The organism is Gordonia heveisoli (genome assembly GCF_030315745.1).
GTDB lineage: Bacteria > Actinomycetota > Actinomycetes > Mycobacteriales > Mycobacteriaceae > Gordonia.
Genome location: NZ_JASXSH010000004.1, coordinates 153051 through 171992 on the forward strand (window position 1 = coordinate 153051; position 18942 = coordinate 171992).

19 protein-coding genes are annotated in these 18942 nt (G+C 68.4%); 10 read left to right on the plus strand and 9 right to left on the minus strand.

Annotated features, from left to right (window positions below):
- Window positions 1-116: 116 nt before the first annotated feature.
- From QSJ18_RS05230 to QSJ18_RS05240, 3 genes are read left to right on the plus strand one after another with little or no spacing between them, the layout of a single operon-like run.
- Window positions 117-1064 (plus strand): metal ABC transporter solute-binding protein, Zn/Mn family, encoded by a 948-nt coding sequence (locus QSJ18_RS05230; protein ID WP_286325208.1) that lies wholly within the window; start codon window positions 117-119, stop codon window positions 1062-1064.
- Entirely contained in the window at window positions 1061-1852 is a 792-nt protein-coding gene (locus QSJ18_RS05235) for a metal ABC transporter ATP-binding protein (RefSeq protein ID WP_286325215.1), read from the plus strand. The genes QSJ18_RS05230 and QSJ18_RS05235 overlap by 4 nt, the downstream gene beginning before the upstream one ends.
- Window positions 1849-2721 (plus strand): metal ABC transporter permease, encoded by an 873-nt coding sequence (locus QSJ18_RS05240; protein ID WP_286325216.1) that lies wholly within the window; start codon window positions 1849-1851, stop codon window positions 2719-2721. Before QSJ18_RS05235 ends, QSJ18_RS05240 begins: the two co-directional genes overlap by 4 nt.
- 32 nt (window positions 2722-2753) lie before the next feature.
- Here the strand turns inward: QSJ18_RS05240 and QSJ18_RS05245 are convergent, their stop codons facing one another.
- Window positions 2754-3266: a DUF2599 domain-containing protein gene (locus QSJ18_RS05245; protein ID WP_286325217.1), complete on the minus strand. Its 513-nt coding sequence runs from the start codon at window positions 3264-3266 to the stop codon at window positions 2754-2756.
- Between the two features lie 235 nt (window positions 3267-3501).
- Here QSJ18_RS05245 and QSJ18_RS05250 point away from each other — a divergent pair, with 235 nt between their 5' ends.
- Window positions 3502-4308, plus strand: a complete 807-nt coding sequence (locus QSJ18_RS05250; protein WP_286325218.1) for an alpha/beta fold hydrolase — start codon at window positions 3502-3504, stop codon at window positions 4306-4308.
- An 18-nt stretch (window positions 4309-4326) separates the two neighbouring features.
- Here QSJ18_RS05250 and QSJ18_RS05255 read toward each other — a convergent pair whose 3' ends face one another.
- The gene (locus tag QSJ18_RS05255) at window positions 4327-5916 is read right to left on the minus strand and encodes a carboxylesterase/lipase family protein (RefSeq protein WP_286325219.1); all 1590 of its coding nucleotides are present in this window, start codon (window positions 5914-5916) and stop codon (window positions 4327-4329) included.
- A gap of 109 nt (window positions 5917-6025) precedes the next feature.
- Between QSJ18_RS05255 and QSJ18_RS05260 the strand changes: the two genes are divergently transcribed.
- The gene (locus tag QSJ18_RS05260; RefSeq protein ID WP_286325220.1) at window positions 6026-6784 is read left to right on the plus strand and encodes a 5-oxoprolinase subunit PxpA; all 759 of its coding nucleotides are present in this window, start codon (window positions 6026-6028) and stop codon (window positions 6782-6784) included.
- Window positions 6785-6895: 111 nt separating this feature from the next.
- The gene (locus tag QSJ18_RS05265) at window positions 6896-8347 is read left to right on the plus strand and encodes a cytochrome P450 (RefSeq protein WP_286325319.1); all 1452 of its coding nucleotides are present in this window, start codon (window positions 6896-6898) and stop codon (window positions 8345-8347) included.
- Between the two features lie 11 nt (window positions 8348-8358).
- Here the strand turns inward: QSJ18_RS05265 and rlmB are convergent, their stop codons facing one another.
- The 5 genes from rlmB to QSJ18_RS05290 all read right to left on the minus strand — a co-directional run bounded on the left by rlmB (window position 8359) and on the right by QSJ18_RS05290 (window position 12473).
- Entirely contained in the window at window positions 8359-9318 is a 960-nt protein-coding gene (rlmB, locus tag QSJ18_RS05270; RefSeq protein WP_286325221.1) for a 23S rRNA (guanosine(2251)-2'-O)-methyltransferase RlmB, read from the minus strand.
- Between the two features lies 1 nt (window position 9319).
- Window positions 9320-10711: a cysteine--tRNA ligase gene (gene cysS / locus QSJ18_RS05275; protein WP_286325222.1), complete on the minus strand. Its 1392-nt coding sequence runs from the start codon at window positions 10709-10711 to the stop codon at window positions 9320-9322.
- An 11-nt stretch (window positions 10712-10722) separates the two neighbouring features.
- A complete protein-coding gene (ispF, locus tag QSJ18_RS05280; RefSeq protein ID WP_286325223.1) occupies window positions 10723-11202 on the minus strand; it encodes a 2-C-methyl-D-erythritol 2,4-cyclodiphosphate synthase in 480 nt (159 codons plus the stop codon).
- Window positions 11199-11912 carry a 2-C-methyl-D-erythritol 4-phosphate cytidylyltransferase gene (gene ispD, locus QSJ18_RS05285; RefSeq protein ID WP_286325224.1) on the minus strand — a complete coding sequence of 238 codons (714 nt, stop codon included), beginning with the start codon at window positions 11910-11912 and terminating at the stop codon, window positions 11199-11201. Before ispD ends, ispF begins: the two co-directional genes overlap by 4 nt.
- A 72-nt stretch (window positions 11913-11984) precedes the next feature.
- Window positions 11985-12473: a CarD family transcriptional regulator gene (locus QSJ18_RS05290; protein WP_286325225.1), complete on the minus strand. Its 489-nt coding sequence runs from the start codon at window positions 12471-12473 to the stop codon at window positions 11985-11987.
- Between the two features lie 417 nt (window positions 12474-12890).
- Between QSJ18_RS05290 and QSJ18_RS05295 the strand changes: the two genes are divergently transcribed.
- From QSJ18_RS05295 to radA, 3 genes are read left to right on the plus strand one after another with little or no spacing between them, the layout of a single operon-like run.
- Complete coding sequence (locus QSJ18_RS05295; protein ID WP_286325226.1) at window positions 12891-13562, plus strand: hypothetical protein; 672 nt, start codon at window positions 12891-12893, stop codon at window positions 13560-13562.
- A gap of 37 nt (window positions 13563-13599) precedes the next feature.
- Window positions 13600-14940 carry a hypothetical protein gene (locus QSJ18_RS05300; protein ID WP_286325227.1) on the plus strand — a complete coding sequence of 447 codons (1341 nt, stop codon included), beginning with the start codon at window positions 13600-13602 and terminating at the stop codon, window positions 14938-14940.
- A 9-nt stretch (window positions 14941-14949) separates the two neighbouring features.
- On the plus strand, window positions 14950-16329 hold the full coding sequence (gene radA, locus QSJ18_RS05305; protein ID WP_286325228.1) for a DNA repair protein RadA: 1380 nt from the start codon (window positions 14950-14952) through the stop codon (window positions 16327-16329).
- 7 nt (window positions 16330-16336) lie between these two features.
- Here the strand turns inward: radA and QSJ18_RS05310 are convergent, their stop codons facing one another.
- Window positions 16337-16909 carry a PaaI family thioesterase gene (locus tag QSJ18_RS05310; RefSeq protein WP_286325229.1) on the minus strand — a complete coding sequence of 191 codons (573 nt, stop codon included), beginning with the start codon at window positions 16907-16909 and terminating at the stop codon, window positions 16337-16339.
- A 68-nt stretch (window positions 16910-16977) separates the two neighbouring features.
- Between QSJ18_RS05310 and disA the strand changes: the two genes are divergently transcribed.
- Window positions 16978-18060 carry a DNA integrity scanning diadenylate cyclase DisA gene (gene disA, locus QSJ18_RS05315; RefSeq protein WP_286325230.1) on the plus strand — a complete coding sequence of 361 codons (1083 nt, stop codon included), beginning with the start codon at window positions 16978-16980 and terminating at the stop codon, window positions 18058-18060.
- Window positions 18061-18081: 21 nt separating this feature from the next.
- Here the strand turns inward: disA and QSJ18_RS05320 are convergent, their stop codons facing one another.
- Window positions 18082-18864 carry a hypothetical protein gene (locus QSJ18_RS05320; RefSeq protein WP_286325231.1) on the minus strand — a complete coding sequence of 261 codons (783 nt, stop codon included), beginning with the start codon at window positions 18862-18864 and terminating at the stop codon, window positions 18082-18084.
- Window positions 18865-18942: the final 78 nt, after the last annotated feature.

An 18942-nucleotide genomic window follows, 5' to 3' on the forward strand; every position in this document is an offset into this window, starting at 1 on the left:
CACAGCCGCGCAGGCACCGGGCAGGGGTGAGATTTCACCGCATCCGCATCCTGGCCTACACTCTTGTCGGTAACGATTGTCATTTGCCTTGCGGCGACCCCTTCGAGAGGACAGCGATGAAGCGCGCACTCGTTCCCCTGATCGCGGCGGTCGGTGTCCTCACCCTGACCCTCGCGGGCTGCTCGAGTACCAACGGCCACGACGGCATCCGCATCGTGACCTCCACGAACGTGTGGGCTGCGGTCGCCACCGCGGTCGCCGGCGACAAGGCATCGGTCGAGCCGGTCTTCACCGCCAACACCGATCCACACGAATTCGAACCGTCGGCCGCCGACACCGCCGACATCATCGACGCCGACATCATCGTGATCAACGGCGGCGGCTACGACGCCTACCTGGAGCACACCGCCGACGCCGGTGATTCGACACCGGCCGTCGTCAACGCCTACGCCCTCCTCGGCGCACCCGAACACGACGGGGACAATGCGGGACACGGGGAGCACGGGGACGAGCACACGCACGAACACGGCACCACCAACGAACACGTCTTCTACGATCTACCGATCGTCGCGCAGGTGGCCACCAAGATCGCCGACGCCCTCGCGGCCAAGGACGAGGCCAACGCAGACTTCTACCGCGCCAACGCCGCCGCGTTCGGCGAGCAGATCCAGAGCCTGCGCGAGCGGCTGGCGACGATCGCCAGGACCGACCGCGGCGCCAAGGTCGCACAGAGCGAGCCGCTGGCCGGCTACCTGCTCGCCGAAGCCGGACTCGTGGACGCCTCGCCCGCCGGGTTCACCCAGTCCGTCGAGGAAGGGCAGTCGCCGTCGATCGCCGACCGCGCCGCCATGGACGACCTACTCCGGAACCGGACGGTCCGCACATTCATCTACAACACCCAGTCGGTGGATTCGGTCACCGTCGCCACCCGGGATCTCGCCCAGACCAGCGGCGTACCGGTGGTGCAGTTCACCGAAACCCTGCCCGACGGGGTGCGGAGCTACATCGACTGGCAGTCCGGGCAGATCGACGCGCTCGCCGATGCCCTGGGCCGATCCCGATGACCACCCCCGTCGCGCATTTCGACCACGCCCGCCTCGCCTTCGGCTCCCGGGTCCTCTGGGACGATCTCGACCTGGACATCCGGCCGGGTGAGTTCGTGGCGATCCTCGGCCCCAACGGTTCGGGTAAGACCTCCTTCCTGCGCGTCCTGCTCGGCCAGTACAACCTGTCCGGCGGAACACTCTCGGTCACCGACAAGGTCGGCTACATCCCACAGCAACATGCCGACGACGCCGACCCGATGGCCCTGCGCGGCCGCGACCTGGTCGGATTCGGGGTGGACGGCGGGAACTGGGGACTCGGTATCCGTGGCCGACGTGCCCGTCGCCGCCTCGTCGACGACGCGTTGACGCAGGTCGGGGCCCTGGAGTACGCCGAAGCCCCGGTCGGGGTGTTGTCCGGCGGTGAACAGCAGCGACTCCGGGTGGCGCAGGCGCTGACCACCGATCCCGACTTGCTGCTCTGCGACGAACCGCTCGCCAGCCTGGATCTCGCGAACCAGGAGCGGGTCGTCGAGCTGATCGACGCCCGACGCCGGAACGCCGGCACGGCGGTCGTCTTCGTCACCCACGAGATCAATCCGGTGCTGCCCTATGTCGATCGGGTGCTCTATCTGGTCGGTGGCCAGTTCCGGATCGGCACCCCCGACGAGGTGATGAACAGCGACACCCTGTCCGAGCTGTACGGGAGCGACGTCGACGTGGTGCGGGTGAAGGGACGACTGATCGTGATCGGCGGCGAGGACGGCGACCATCACCACTGCGTCGACGCCGAGGACACCCCCCGATGAGCGGCACCATGAACCTCGCCGTCGACCGGCGCGTAGCGGACTTCTGGGACTTCGAGCTGACCGCCCGCCTGCTCCAGTACGACTTCACCCAGCGCGCCCTCGTCGCCATGGTTCTCCTCGGCATCCTCGGCGGCGTCCTCGGACCGCTCATCGTCGCCCGCCAGATGTCGTTCGCCGTGCATGCCGTCAGCGAGTTGTCGGTGACCGGCGCCGCCGCCGCGCTACTGCTGGGCATCGGGGTCAACATCGGCGGTGTGATCGGCGCGGTGATCGCCGCGGCAGTCGTCGGATTCCTGGGTAATCGTGCGCGCGAACGCGATTCGGTCATCGGCGTGGTGATGGCCTTCGGTCTCGGCCTGGCCGTGCTGTTCCTGTCCCTGTACGGGTCGACGAAAACCGGTTTCGCACTGCTGACCGGTCAGGTGGTCAGCATCGACAACGAGGGACTGACCGCCATCGTCATCACGACCGTGGTGGTGCTCGCGGTGCTGGCCGTCATCTACCGGCCGCTGCTGTTCGCCTCCACCGATCCGCGTGTGGCACAGGCCAACGGCGTCCCGATCCGCACCCTGGCCGTCGTCTTCGCCGTCATCATGGGTCTGGCCTGCGCGCAGGGGGTGCAGATCATCGGCGCACTGCTGGTGATGTCGCTCATGATCACCCCGGGTGCCGCAGCCGCGCGGCTGACCTCGAATCCGGCTCGGGTCATCGCACTGTCGGTGATCTTCGCCGAGATCGCCGCGGTCGGCGGACTGGTGCTGTCACTGGCCCCGAAGCTTCCGGTGTCGGTGTTCGTGACCACCATCTCGTTCGTCATCTACCTGGTGTGCCGGGCCATCGGCCGGCGCCGCAGCTACACCACCCGCTGAGCCGTCTGCCGTCCCCGGCCACCACCGTGCGGTCAGTGTTCTTCGGCGAATCCCGGGTTACAACGCGCCGAGATCATCTCCTGTTCATCGACGACCGGCCGCTCGGGTTCGAGATTCCAGCTCGCCTTCTCCGGGTCGACGATGCGCGCGAATCGCCAATGACAGTCGAATTGTGCACGCATTCCGGGAGATTCGGCCGATGCATCGAGTGCGACGACCTCTGCCCAGGCGACGTTCATCGCGGCCGGGTCGGTGGTGTGGCGGCCCGACGTCGTCGGGTAGACCTGCAGGCTCGGCCCGACCTCGGTCTGCGCCCACGCCACATGGTCGATGTAGGGTGGCCGGTAGACCGGCACGCTCGGGTCGGATGGCACGACATTCGTCGTCGCGATGTCGCTGGGCGTCGTGACCGTGGTACTCGGACTCGGCGGCGTCGGTGCGCCCGCACCGTTATCGTCGCCACAGCCTGCCGTGGCCAGCAGCGTGAGCACGACGGCGCCGACGATGACCGGTCGCGATACCCGGCGGTCGCGGTGAGTGCGCATGGGCTCGACGTTATCCACCGCCACCGAGCCGGTGACCGGCGCCACCGCCGTCCCGGTCGAACGGAAACGTCGGCCGCGTCCGACTCTGGGCACGCTGCCGCGCCGTCCCGGTTTCCCCGCCCCTGGTTCCGTTGTCGTTTCGAGTCGCAAACGTGTCTCGCGGCAGAGACGAACTCTGGAACGATGGCGTGAGTTTGTGTACTCGTCGACCGCCCCGGCAGACAGGATTCCCGCGATGCCCGTTGTGCAGCCCGGCACGTCGATCGACGGTGGCGCGTACGTCGAGGTCGCCGGCGATGTGGTGTGGCATTTCCACGGCGGAGAGGGCAGCGGCCCGCCGATCGTCCTGCTGCACGGCGCGTTCGGCTCGGCGTCGACGTGGGGTCCGCAGATCGCCGGCTTCCTCGATGCCGGACACACCGTCTTCGCCCCGGAACGATCCGGTCACGGACACAGCCCGGACGTCGGGTACCCCTACACCTTCGAGGGGATGGCCGCCCAGACCATCGCCTATCTCGACTCGGTCGTCTGTATCCCGGCACACCTGGTCGGCTGGGCCGACGGTGGTCTCGTAGCGTTGCTCGTCGCACATCACCGGCCCGATCTGGTGGCGCGGATGGTCACCGTGGGCAGCTACGTCGACGCCGAGGGCCGGGACCACGACAGCTTCGTCGGCCGGATCAGGACCGGTGATCCGGAGATCGTCACCTTCTTGCGCGGCGACCACGACAGCCGGTCTCCCGACGGCCCTGAACACTTTCCGGTCGTCTTCGACAAGATCGTGCACATGTTGTCGACCGACCCGTACTTTCGGATCGACGATTTCAGCTCGGTGCCCACCCCGACGCTGGTCGTCGCCGCCGATCGCGGCGTCGTACGGCTGGAGAGCAGCATCGCGTTGGCGCGGACCCTGCCTCATGGCCGGTTGGCCGTACTCCCCGGCACGCATGTGGTGCCCGCGGAGGCACCCGAACTGTTCAACCCGCTGGTGCTGTCCTTCCTCGCCGCCGACCCGCCGGACGAGTGGATGCCACCGGTCTGACGCCTATCCGGCCGACTCCTACTCGACCGCCGGTGCCGGCATCAGTTTCGCCGCCTCCGGCGCTGCCGAATGAACCCGACTCCAAGCCAGGCGGCGCTCCCCGTCGGGGTCGAGTACGACGTGGTTCGGGTCATCCAGGATCAGCACCTTGCGATCGGTCGTCGTATACCCCGGCCAGCCGAACCCCGGTTCGGAAGTCCGTGCGAATGCACCCCACCGCGACTGCAGGTCGGCGGTGACCCGGGCCGTCGAACGCCACGATCCCGCGGCCAGGGGCGCACCGATCGGCGCCCGGAACGCACCGAACACGCTGAACAGTTCGGTGGCGTGGGTCGCCCCGAAGCCGGTCTTGGCCAGGAACTTCGGCGCAAAGTCGTAGCGGTAGACGAAGGTCGGCGCAACGGTGCTGTGCCCGTCGGCGAACGCGGTCGTCGGCGCCCAGAAGATAGCGTCGCCTGCCAGCCGGATCAGGTCACGGTGGCCACCGGCGTACAGCGCGGCGATCTCCCGGCGGGTTTCCTCGTCGTGGACGTTGAGCAGTGCCTTCTCGGCGTCGGGCAACACGTTCCACAGCTTGGCGAACAGATTGCCCTCGTCCCGGTTGGTGCCGATGACCAGCGGCACCGGATGGGTCTTCCCGGCCGCGGCCGCCTCCAGTGACGACAGCGGCAGGTAGTCGCCGTCGACGACCGGCCCGAATGGGATCGGATCGTGCGCCCCGGCGGCGATGGCGAAGTTCATCAGCTTGTTGCCGGCCTTGAGCAGTTCACTCGGATTCGTCGTCGACAGCAGCGCGAGCGCCTCGTCGGGTTCGACCGGGGCCTCGGTCCGCTCGACGCTCGTGGCCCGACGCGACGGATCACGCAACAGGCGGAGGAACTCGTCGGCGTAGATGCGCGCGTTGTCTTGTCCGACAAGCAGTTCCGGTGCCGGACTCTGCGCGATCGCCCGGTGGAACAGTCCGGCTGCGGCCGGGGTCGACAGCAGCGACAACACCGACGATCCGCCCGCGCTCTCGCCGAAGACGGTGACGTTGCCCGGATCACCGCCGAATGCGGCGATGTTGTCACGCACCCACTCCAGCGCCGCAACCTGATCACGCAGACCGCAGTTCGAGTCGTAGGGGCGGTCCTCGGTGGCGTAGGCGCCGAAGTCGAGGTAGCCGAAGGGGCCGAACCGGTATTGCACGGTCACCACGATGACGTCCTGGGCGCGGGCCAGCAGCGAGCCGTCGTAGAGCGGGGTGGCCGCGGTCCCCAGGATGAAGGCGCCACCGTGGATGAACACCAGCACCGGGCGCGGGGCCGACGATGACCGGTCCGGCGCGAACACGTTGAGACTCAGGCAGTCCTCGGCCATCGTCGCGTATTTGCCGGGCGCGATCGCGGTGAACCGCTTCTCCTGGATGGCCGCCTTACCGATGCTCGTGCAGTCGCGCACCCCCGGCCACGGCGGTGCCGGTTCCGGAGCACGGAATCGTCGGGCGCCGACGGGTGGCGCGGCGAACGGGATGCCGCGCCAGCTGATGGTCCCCCGGCGGACACGCTTGCCGCGCCGCCCCTCGACGACACCTGCGGTCGTCGAAACCTTGCTATCGAGCATTGTCATACCCGTCACCGTAGCCCACGTCACAGTCGCCCTGCGGCAGACCGCCGACCGTCCCCCTGCCCGCTGCGGTGCGCCAACCTCCGTGGTCCGAAGACCTAGGCTGGTGGGTATGAGCCCGACGTCTGGATCCGTCATCGATCTCAACGCCGATCTCGGCGAGGGCGTCGGCGACGACGACGCGATGCTCACCGTGGTCAGCAGCGCGAATATCGCCTGCGGCTTCCACGCCGGCACCCCGACCGAGTTGCTGGCCACCTGCCGGGCCGCGGCGGCGGCCGGCGTCCGCATCGGCGCCCAGGTGTCCTACCCGGACCGCGCCGGATTCGGCAGACGGTTCATGGAGATCGGCACCGACGACCTGATCGCCGACCTGATCTACCAGATCGGTGCGCTGGATGCGCTGGCCCGCTCGGTGGGCACGGCCGTCACCTACGTCAAACCGCATGGGGCGCTGTACAACGCGGTCGTCCACCATGAGCAGCAGGCAGCCGCGGTGATCACCGCGGTCGCCGAGGTCGACCGGGCCCTCGCGATCATGGGATTACCCGGTGCGCGCGTGGTCGACGCGGCACAGTCGGCCGGGCTGCCGGTCATCCTGGAGGCGTTCGCCGACCGCGCCTATACACCGGCGGGCACGCTGGTCCCCCGCTCGCAGGCGGGCGCCGTGCTCACCGACAGCGCCGAGATCGCCGAGCGGGTCGTCGGGCTGGTCACCGACGGCCGCCTCACGGCCATCGACGGATCGACTGTCTCGGTGGCTGCCGAGTCGATCTGTCTGCACGGTGACACCCCGGGTGCGGTGGGTCATGCGCGGGCGGTACGCGATGCGCTGGCCGCCGCCGGGATCGCCGTCGCCGCCGGCCGCTGACCCGTCCGTTGTCAACCGCCCGTGGGTGGACGGACCGTCCACTCGCGGTGGGAGCCGACCTCCGCCCACGGCCGAGTGCATTTGCGCGCCGAGGGGAGTTACATGGTGACCATGGTCACTTCCACGATTCGCAGCGGTGTCCGTGCAGGCTCCGGCGACGCCCGGCACTGGTATCTGCGTCCCGCCGACGCCCGGTCGGCCGTCACCTGCTCCGATGACCAGGCCGGCCCGATCTCCGACGGCACCACACCGCCGGCCGCCGACACCCGGCTCAGATTGTCGTCGCTGCGCAATTCGGTGAAGTTCGTGTTGGGCCAGGGCGACGTGCTGTTCGCCGATGCCGCCGCACGCGGTGACGTCCTGCGCTACGACTTCGCCGGCGGTCCAGGTTCGACGGTGATCATCAGCAATCCGGCACACATCAAATCGATCATGACCGCCGATCCGGCCATCGCGCCGTCGGCGACGCGGCAGTCACCGCTGCGCCCGATCGTCGGCCCCGATTCGGTGCTGACGTCGATCGGCGCTCGCCATCGGCAGCAACGGACCCTCCTCATGCCCCGGTTCCACGGCCACGCGGTCGAGGACTACCGCACCGAGATCGACCGGGCCACCGCCCGCCGAATCGATTCCTGGCCGGTCGGCGAGACCGTCGCGCTGGCCGAACTGGCTCAGCATCTGACCCTCGACGTCATCATGTCGGCGGTGTTCGGCCTCCCCGACGGCACACCGCGCACCGACGCCGAACGCGACCTGCACCGCGCCATCATCCGGGTACTGCGGCTGTCCACTCATTCGATCGCAACGGTCGCCCAGCTCACCAACGGATTCAGCGAGAATCCGGTCGGGATCACGAAACTCGTCCTGCGCCCGGTCGACCGGGCGATTGCGGCGGTCCTCGCCGAGCGGCGGGCCGATCCGTCGTCGACTTCGCGCACCGACATCGCCGCACTGCTGCTGTCGGCCCGTACCGAAGACGATAAACCACTGTCCGACAGCGAGATCCGGGACGAGCTACTCACCCTGGTGGTGGCCGGCCACGAGACCACGGCCAACACGGTGGCCTGGACCTTCGAACGGCTGACCCGCAACCCGGAGGTCTATCACGACGCCCGTGATGCCGCCCGCGCCGACGACACCGACTACCTCGAAGCGTTGCTCAACGAGTCGATGCGAACCCGTCCGGTGGTCCCGCTGGTGGCACGGGAACTGTTGAAGCCGTGGCAATTCGGCGCCGAGCAGACGCCGTCCGGCATCACCGCGCTGGTCAGCATTCTGCTCCTGCACCACCACGACGACCTGTACGAACGCCCCTTCGCCTTCGACCCGACCCGGTTCCTCGGCGTCCGCCCGGCGGCGCACACGCTGATGCCCTTCGGTGGCGGTAACCGCCGATGCCTGGGTGCGACGCTGGCGATGGCCGAACTGCGTACCGTCGTCACCGAGATCCTGCGGCGAGTGGATCTGGTGACCCACGACCGGCCCGCCGAACGTCCACGTCATCGCAATGTGACGATGATTCCCATCCGGGGCGGGCTGGTGCAGGCCCGCGCGGTGCGCTGACCCGGCGGGACTCAGGCCTGACGGCGCTGTCGGGCGAACTCGGCGAGGACGACACCTGCGGCGACCGACGCGTTGAGACTCTCGACGTCCCCGGCCATCGGGATCGACATGATCGAGTCGCAGTTCTCGCGCACCAGCCGCGACAACCCCTTGCCCTCCGAACCCACGACGATCACGGTGGGGCCGGTGCCGTCGTAGTCGTCGAGGGTGACATCACCGCCCGCATCGAGGCCGACGAGCTGGGCGCCCTGCGATGCCCAGTCCTTGAGTGTCCGGGTCAGGTTGGTGGCCTGCGCGACGGGCAGTCGGGCGGCCGCACCGGCGCTGGTACGCCAGGCGACGGCGGTGACGCTGGCACTGCGCCGAGCCGGGATGACCACACCGTGCCCGCCGAAGGCGGCCACCGACCGGATCACCGCACCGAGGTTGCGTGGGTCGGTGATGTTGTCCAGGGCGACCAGGAGCGGCGCGGTACCACTCTGGGCCGCCTGCGCGAACAGATCGTCGGGGTGCGCGTACTCGTATTCGGGCACCTGCAGGGCAACACCCTGATGCATCCCGTTGGTCGACATCCGGTCCAGTTCGCCCTTGCCGACCTCCAGGATGGTGATCCCGGTGTCGCCGGCGAGCTGCACCGACTCGGCGACGCGATCGTCGGGTTCGGAGTTGGTCGCGATGTAGAGCGCGGTGGCCGGGACCCCGGCGCGCAGGCATTCCAGCACCGGGTTGCGGCCCAGCACGTACTCGGGACCGCCTTCTTCCTTGCGGCGGGTGCCGCCGGCGCGGCCGGTCGCCGACTTGGCCGTGGCCTTCGCCCGCTTGTGCGCCGGATGATAGGGCCGGTCGACCGCCTTGGGGGTGGCGCCCCGACCTTCGAGTCCGCGTCGGCGCTGCCCGCCGGACCCGACGACCTGCCCCTTCTTGGTACCCGACTTACGGATCGCGCCTTTGCGTTTGGAGTTGCCTGCCATGTCAGAACGCACCCTTCAGCGACCATTGCGCACCGTCCGGAGTGTCGGTGACTTCTACACCCGCCTCGGCGAGGCGATCCCGCACCGCATCCGCGGTGGCCCAGTCCTTGTCGGCGCGGGCATCGGCCCGGCGCTGCAATTCGGCGCGGACCAGCACGTCCAGAGCCGCCCGCTCGCCGGTATCCCCCTCCGCCGACGACCAATGTGGTGACAGTGGATCGACGCCGAGGATGCCCATCATCGCGCGCACCGCCGACGCCGCCGTCAATGCCGTTGCCGCATCGCCCGATTCGAGTGCGGTATTGCCCGCACGAACGACGTTGTGGATGACCGCGAGTGCGGCAGGTACGCCGAGGTCGTCGTCGAGGGCCGCGGCGAACTCCGGATCGACCTCACCCACGCCGACGTCACCGGCGCGCGCGGCGACGCGCTGCACGAAGGACTCCACGCGTCGGTAGCCTGCGGCCGCCTCGGCGAGTGCACCCTCGGAGTACTCCAGCATCGACCGGTAATGGGCACTGCCGAGGTAGTACCGCAGTTCGACCGCCCGTACCCGCTCCAGCATCGCGGGAATCGACACCACGTTGCCCAGCGATTTGCTCATCTTCTCGCCACCCATGGTGACCCAGCCGTTGTGCATCCAGTACCGCGCGAACGGGTCGCCGGCACCATGCGCCTGAGCGATCTCGTTCTCATGGTGCGGGAACACCAGATCCATACCGCCGCAATGGATATCGAACTCCGCACCGAGTAGGCCGGTAGCCATCGCCGAGCATTCGAGATGCCAGCCGGGGCGTCCCGGGCCCCACGGTGTGGGCCACGACGGCTCACCGGGCTTGGCCGCCTTCCACATGGTGAAGTCGCGCGGATCGCGTTTACCGGTGCCCGCGCTCTCGCCCTGGTGCACGTCGTCGAGCTTGTGCCCCGACAATGCCCCGTAGTCGGGCAGGCTGCGCACGTCGAAGTAGACGTTCCCGTCGGCGGCATATGCGTGCCCGCGGTCGATCAGCCGCTCCATGTACTCGACCATCTGCGTGATGAATCCGGTCGCACGCGGTTCGGCCGACGGCGGCAACACACCGAGTGCGTCGTAGGCGTCATTGAATGCCCGCTCATGCGTGGCCGCCCACTCCCACCAGGGTCGGCCCGCCTCGGCGGCCTTGTTCAAGATCTTGTCCTCGATGTCGGTCACATTGCGCACGAAGAGGACGTCATGCCCCTTGTACTCGAGCCAGCGACGCAGGACGTCGAAGGCGATTCCGCTGCGCACATGACCGATATGGGGGACGCCCTGCACGGTGGCGCCACACAGGTACACCGAAGCATGGCCGGGGCGCAGCGGCACGAAGTCGCGCACCTCTCGCGTTGCGGTGTCAAATAAGCGCAGGGTCACGACGTGCGATCTTACCTGGCGGGGATGACCGCCTCGTCCAACAGTGCCGTGGCGACGGCGGCGACCCCCTCGCCTCGGCCGGTCATACCGAGCCCGTCGGTGGTCGTCGCCGACACCGACACCGGCGCGCCCAGCGCCGCGGACAGTATCTGCTGGGCCTCGGCACGCCGCGGGCCGATCTTGGGCCGGTTACCCACCACCTGAACGGCGGCGTTGACGACACGCAGCCCGGCCGCCGACACCAGCTCACGCACATGTTCCAACATGGCGACGCCGGACACCCCGGCCCATTCGGGTCGCCCGGTACCGAAGACCGAGCCGACATCACCGAGTCCGGCGGCCGACAGCACCGCGTCGCAGAGGGCATGAGCACCGACGTCGCCGTCGGAATGGCCCTCACATCCGGGTTCGTCGGGGAAATGCAGACCGACCATCCAGCACGCCGAGTCGGGATCCACCCGGTGTGCATCGGTACCGATTCCGACTCTCATCGCAACTCCTCGGCTACTTCGGCGCGCTCGGCCTGCGCACGACGTTCCGCAAGGACGCCACGCGCGATCCGCAGGTCCCATCCGGTGGTGATCTTCATGGCCAGCGGGTCGCCTGCGACCACATGTACGGGGATGCCGCAACGTTCGGCCAGGCCGGCGTCATCGGTGGCCAGACCGGCGTCGTCGGCATGTGCGCGAGTCAGTGCGGCGACGGTGAATCCCTGTGGGGTCTGAATTGCCCGCAGGACCTCGCGATCGACGGTGCGGACAACGGGGATCGGGTCTGCGGATCCGTCGGCGCGCACCTCTTTGAGGGTGTCGGCGACCGGAAGACCGGGAACGACGGCGGGATGTCCCGCATCGACGGCATCGACGACGCGGCGGAACACATCCGGCGGAGTCAACGGACGTGCGGCGTCGTGCACCAGCACGATGTCGGCGTCACCGGCCGCGGACAGCCCGGCACGCACCGAATCGGAACGATGAGCACCGCCGGGGACGACGATCGCATCGGGAACCAGGTCGTGCGCGGCGTCGACGAGGTCGGCGGGGACGACGACGACGATCCGCTCGGCAACCCCCGATGCGACCACGCCGGCTACACATGCCTGCAGAATGGTGGCCCCGCCGAGATCGACGAAGGCCTTGGGGACGGGCTCACCGAGCCGCGTCCCAGAACCGGCGGCCGGGATGACGACACAAACACTCATACCGGTCTCACCGGCATGAGGGCATGCGCCGACAACCCGGCGGCACCGGAATCAACGGTCAACGGTCGCCGATCAGGAAGCGGCGGCCAGCACCTCGTCGAGAATGATCGTCGCCTTCTCGTCGTCGGTGTTCTGCGCCAGCGAGAGTTCGTCGACCAGCACGCGGCGCGCACGAGTCAGCATTCGCTTCTCACCCGCGGACAGGCCGCGGTCCTGCTCGCGACGCCACAGGTCGCGCACGATCTCGGCCACCTTGATGATGTCGCCCGAGATGAGCTTCTCCTGGTTCGCCTTGAAGCGGCGAGCCCAGTTCGTCGGCTCTTCGGTGTGCGGAGCACGAAGGACCTGGAACACCTCGTCGAGACCCTCCGCCCCGACGACATCCCGGACCCCGACGTACTCGAGCTTGCTCGCGGGAATCTGAACGGTCATATCACCGTCGGCAACCTTCAGGACCAGGTATTCGACCTGTTCTCCCTTCATGGTGCGGGTCACGATGTCCTCGACGCGAGCAGCACCGTGATGGGGGTACACAACGGTGTCGCCAACTTTGAAATTCAATGTTCCTTGCCCCTTTCGAGTGGGTCCAGTCTAGCACGGGGGTATCTGGACCCGTACCCAACGGTGCAGGTCAACGGGTTGCACGCCCGCGCGTAGGTCACGTGAGAGCCACCGCGGCAAGGCAAATGACGTGGTAGTGAGCTTGGCCTTAACAGGCCGTGACCCACAACGCAAGGGTGCGCCCGGGGCGAGCCGGACAACACCGTCACCCGTCCCACGGCGGCTCGCGACACCGAAGACGACGGTGACCGCACACCGCACCCACCCCGACGATCACCCACGATCGCGACCCAATCCGGCACCCGCGCGCACTTTTGCCGCCCGCGCCCACTACGCTGCGTAGTGCAGGCTTCGCCATCGTGGCGTGGCCCGGCGTCGCCAAGCAGGCGATCGGCTTCGTTGACCTGGGAGGAACGGGTGTCCAAGCTTTCTCACTCCGCACGGCGGTTTGCGTCGGCAGCAGCGATCTCGGCGATCGGTGTCGCCATCGCGTTGGGCACCACCGGGTGTGGCGCCGGACAGGTGTCGCAGACGGCCAATCAGCTTCCGGCGGTCAACGGCGCGAACGTCAACCACGCGACCGAATACGGCCTCGGCGTGCGTGACGCACAGATCCTCTACCCCGACGCCAACGCCGACGAGATCTACTCGGCAGGCGGACCGTTCGCGGTGACCTTCGTGGTGACGAACGTGAATCCGACCACCACCTACCGGCTGAAGGGGCTGACCGCCAAGACCGGCACCATCACCCTCGACCCGGCGTCGGGTCCCCGACTGACCGTCATCCCGGATACCGCACTGCGCGCGCTGGCCGACCAGAACACACCGCAGGCGACCGGGCAGGCGCTCGTCACCCACGAACAGCACATCCACGCCACCCTCACCAGCGCGGGCACCTCGGTGGCCGCCGGGTTGTCGGTGCCGCTGGTCTTCCAGTTCGAGAAGAAGGTCGGCGAGAACTGGGTCCCGGTCGGCGACCTCAGCGTCCTGACCCCGGTCGACGGTTCGCCCACCCTGGTCCGCAAGGACAACGGCCGTTCGGCCGAGCCCGCCCCCGACGACGAGATCCTGAACGAAGGCCATCACTGAGTCGTCTGGCCCGCTGACCGAACGGTAGGCGGCGCTCATGCATCCGGCAGCGGCCGGCCCCGGGGATCCCCGGCGGCCGGCCGCTGTCGTTTCCGGGCACACCGTCGTTTCCGGGCACGCCGTCGTTTCCGGGCACACCGTCGTTTCCGGGCACCCACCGCGTTTCACCACACTGGCCGTCGCGCTGGTCATCGCGATCATCACCGCTGTCACGGTCGCCGCCGACCGCCCCGACCTGGCGACGCCATCGATCGAGGTCGTCGCGACGACCGAGCTGCGATGCCTGGACGACGCCCTCACCGCTTACGCCGATACCGGAACCGGTTGGACCGGCGGCGATTCCACCTGGTCGGTCGCCTTGCCCGGCGGCGTCGACCTGTTTGCCTTCTCCGACACCTTCCTATCGCCGATCAGCCCGCCGACCCGTCCCTCGGACGCGGTCTTCGTGCACAACTCATTCGTCCTACGCGACCCGGACGGCACGCTGCGCACGATCACCGGCGGCACCGCCGAGCACCCGGAGTCGTTGATCTCTCCGGCCGACCCCGCACACTGGTACTGGCTGGGCGCCGCAACCCTTCTAGACGGAACGCTGGTGGTACCGCTGACCGAATGGCGTGCGACCGGCGATGGTCCCCTCGACTTCGGCTTCGTCGGCTCGGCCACGGCCCACTTCGACCCGGCAGATCTCACCCGGCCGACATCGGTTGTGCCACTGCCACGTTCGCGCGGAATTCAATGGGGCCAATGGATCCTGCCCGACGCCGGATACACCTACGTCTACGGTGCCGAGACCGCGGGCGACACCAAGTATCTGCATGTCGCCCGGGTTGCCGGGACCGACATCGGCAGCGGCCTCCGATTCTGGGACGGCCGGGTTTGGTCCGCCGACGAAGTCCGGTCGACACGCCTCGCCGAGGGCATCTACTCGGAGTTCTCGGTGACCCGACTCGGTGCTGCGGGCTATCTGCTGACCACCATGCGCGGCGGCGCAGGCCTCACCGACGAACTCGTGGGCCGAATGGGCGCCACCCCGACCGGCCCCTTCGGTCCACCCGTGACCGTCTTCACCACCCCGGAGACCGGCCGGGCGGGCACCTACCGCGACGCGGACGTCTACACCTACAACGCGCATGTCCATCCCGCGTTCTCCACCGCGGACCGTCTGGTGATCTCCTACAACGTCAATAGCCTCGACAGCCGCGTCGGCGGCGATCTCTACCGCGATGTGAGCATCTACCGGCCACGGTTCCTGGCCGTCGACCTGAACCCGACCGGCGACGCCGCGAGCCGTCCGGGCGAGATGCCGGCGCGCCCTGCCTGCCCGGCACAACCCGGCCCACCCTCCCCCGCCGGATCTGTCGGGCCCGGTGCCTAAGGTGAACGCGTGGCCAAACCCAAATCGACGTTCCGGTGCAGTGCCTGCGGCCATCAGGTCGCCAAGTGGGTCGGCCGCTGTCCCGATTGCGGCGAATGGGGTTCGGTCGACGAGGTGGCCCCACTGGCCTCGACGCCGACGCAGATAGCGGTCGCACCCTCCTCTCCGGCCCTGCCGATCACCCAGATCGACGCGGTGTCGTCATCCGCGATCGCCTCGGGCATCGGCGAGTTCGATCGCGTCCTCGGTTCCGGCGTGGTGCCCGGATCGGTGATCCTGCTCGCCGGCGAGCCGGGCGTCGGCAAGTCGACGCTGCTGCTGGAGGCGGTGAAACATTGGGCGCAGCGCGATCGGATCGCGCTGTACATCACCGGAGAGGAGTCGGCCGGACAGGTGCGGATGCGCGCCGAACGGACCGGAGCGGTCCACCAGAACGTCTATCTCGCAGCCGAAACCGATCTCGCCACCATCCTCGGCCATGTCGACTCGGTCCGTCCGTCGCTGATGATCGTCGATTCGGTGCAGACTGTCGTCGCATCCGGCGCCGACGGGGTGACCGGCGGTGTCACCCAGATCCGCGCGGTCACCACCGCACTCGTGTCGCTGGCCAAGAACCGGGGCATCGCGGTGATCCTGGTCGGCCACGTCACCAAGGACGGCGCCGTCGCCGGCCCCCGGTCACTGGAGCACCTCGTCGACGTCGTGCTCTCCTTCGAGGGCGACCGGCATTCCTCGCTGCGCATGGTGCGCGGCATCAAGAACCGCTTCGGACCGGCCGACGAGGTCGGCTGCTTCGAACAGCGCGACGACGGCATCCACCAGGTCACCGATCCGTCGGGAATCTTTTTGCACCAACGAGATTCCGATGTGCCCGGTACCGCGACGATGGTCACCATGGACGGCAAGCGGCCCCTCGTCGGGGAGATTCAGTCACTGACCAACGAGACGACCATGGCCACCCCGCGGCGCGCGGTGTCCGGACTCGACGGCGCTCGGGTCGCCATGGTGCTGGCGGTGCTGCAGAGTCGCCTCGAACTCAAGGAGATCGGCAAGCACGAGGTCTATGCGGCCACCGTCGGCGGCATGAAGGTGACCGAACCGGCCGCCGATCTCGCCATTGCACTGGCCGTGCACTCAGCGATGAAACACGGTGCGATCCCGGCGAAGACGGTCGCCATCGGTGAGGTCGGACTGGCCGGGGAGGTGCGTCGGGTGTCCGCGGTCGCCCGACGCGTCGCCGAGGCGAAGCGGCTGGGATTCCGGCATGCCATCGTGCCGGCGGGCACCGAGGAGAAGCTGCCGGGCGGGATCCGCATCAGCCGGGTCGGCGACCTGTCGCAAGCGGTGCTCGCCGCGCGTGGCGACGTCCCTGCCGACGCGCCGTTCTAGGCCCGGGTCAGGGACGTCGCAGACGGTCTTTGTAGTCGTCGCCGAGCGCGGAGTTCTCCAGGTGGTCGGCGAAATGTGTGCGCGCGTCGATGACGATGAACAGCGCGTACCCGCGAGCCACCGGCTGGTCCGGGTCGCCGAGGTGCGCGATCGCCTCGCTGTAGATCTTGCGCCGCTGCTTACCCAGCAAACGACCGGTGAGGTACAGGGTCCGACCGACCGGAATCGGCTTGAGGAAGTCGACTTCGAGGTGACCGGTCACCGCGCCGGGACCGAATAGACCAGGGATGGTGCCCATCACCTCGTCGAAGGCCGTCGACAGCAGACCGCCGTGGATGACACCGGGACCGCCCTCCATCCACTGTTCGACCTTGAACTGTGCGGTGACCTCGAAACCCTCGGCGGCGTGGACGACGATATGCATTCCGCGCGGTGAATCCTCGCCGCAGCCGAAGCAATGGGGGTTGTGCCTGCGGATCGGCTCGCCGGGGGCGGGCGCCTTCGGATGCCGGGTGATCTCGTCGAGGTCGTCGGGCACGGTGAAGCCGGTCGGTTCGGCTCGTTGAGGACTGCTGCTCACGTCGGGCTACGCTACTCGCAGGACAGGTAGGTCCCGAAGCGGACCGCGGGGTTGGAGAGGTAGTAGCGATGATCGAGGTGCCGAAGTCGGATCTGACGCGCGAGACCCTGGCCCGCGTCGCACCCGGCACCGGACTGCGCGACGGACTCGAACGCATCCTGCGCGGCGGTACCGGCGCCCTGATCGTCCTCGGCCACGACTCCGATGTGGAGAAGATCTGCGACGGCGGTTTCCACCTCGACGTCGAGTTCGCACCGACCCGGCTGCGTGAGCTGGCGAAGATGGACGGCGCGGTGGTGCTGTCCACCGACGGCAAGCGGATCGTGCGTGCCAACGTGCAGCTGGTGCCCGACCCGTCGATCCCCACCGAGGAATCCGGTACCCGCCATCGTGCCGCCGAGCGCACCGCGATCCAGACCGGGCATCCGGTGATCTCGGTGAGCGCGTCGATGTCGATCGTCAGTGTCTATGTCGACGGTGCGCGCCGCGTCGTGGAGAGCCCCGATCCGATCCTGTCGCGCGCCAATGTCGCCCTGGCCACGCTGGAGCGGTACAAGATGCGCCTCGATGAAGTGATCGCCGGGCTGTCGCGCGCCGAGATCGAGGACTATGTCCTGCTGCGCGATGCGATGTCCACCGCTCAGCGGATGGAGATGGTGCGTCGGGTGTCGGTCGAGATCGAGGAGTACGTCCTGGAACTCGGCACCAACGGCCGCCAGGTCGCGCTGCAGCTCGAGGAGCTGATCAGCGACAACGACACCATGCGAGAGCTGCTCGTCCGTGACTACTACGCCAGTCCGGAACCGGCCACCGCCGAAGATGTGCGGCAGGCCCTCGAGGTGGTCGAGGGTTTCTCCGACACCGACCTGCTCGACCTCACCCTGCTGGCGGGTGCCTTCGGCTATCCGACGACGATCGAGGCGCAGGACACCGCGATGAGTCCACGCGGTTACCGTCTGCTGGCGCGCATCTCGCGCTTGCAGTTCGCCCATGTCGACCGGCTGGTGCGCAGCTTCGGCACACTACAGGCGTTGCTGGCGTCGAGTGCCGCCGATCTGCAGGCCGTCGAGGGCATCGGCAGTATCTGGGCGCGGCACATCCGCGAGGGATTGTCCCGGCTGGCCGAGACCAGCATCGAACGCTACGAATAGGTCCGACGCCCGGAAGGGGTTTCAGCCCTCTTGCGGCGGGGCGATGACATTGAAGGTCACCGGGGCCGACTCGCGTTCACCGATCTTGCCGACGGCACGGTAGGCGCCGACCGGAATCTGCACACGCGGCTTGTCGCAGCCGGGATTGCTGGTGGTACCCGACCAGGTGATCTTGTCGGTGACCTGCTGGCCGGGCTTGAGCACGACATTGTTGACGGTGTTCAGCGGCGAGCAGTCGCGCGCGGTCCACAGGGTTCGGGTGCCGTCGAGGGTCCGGACGACCACATTCTGTGCCGCCTTGCCGACGTCGCGGGTGCATTCGTTGACGCCCGCGTTGGTGGTGACGAGGGTGAACACCGGCTGCTGGCCTGCGGTGTAGGTCGGCTTGTCCATCAGCAAGACGACCGAGATGCTGCTGTCCGGACACAATCCGCCCTGCGGGGCCGCGCCCGCCGGGTTCCCTGTCGTCGGCGTGGGCTGGGTGGTCGGTTGTCCCGGCGTGGTCGGCTGCCCTGGGGTGGGCTGGCCGACGCTCGGCTGGGGAGTCGGTACCGCTCCACCACCGCCACCACCGTCGGTGCCGGATTCGGACGGGTCGACCGACGGCTCGACGGGAGACTCGGCGACACTCGTGCCGGAGGGTCCGGTAGCCGCGACGTTCTTCGGGTCGGCGTCGCCGCCACCGCTGGTCAGCCAGACGATCAAACCCACCACGAGCCCGACGATCACCAGGGCACCACCGGCCGCGACGACGCGTCGGCGCCAGTAAATCTCCGGTGGCAGCGGGCCCTGGGGTTCGATCACGCCCCCACGCTAACGGCCGACGGCGGCATCCCGTTCGAACGGCTGCGGCGTGTCGCGCTCCGATATCACCCCCGAGGG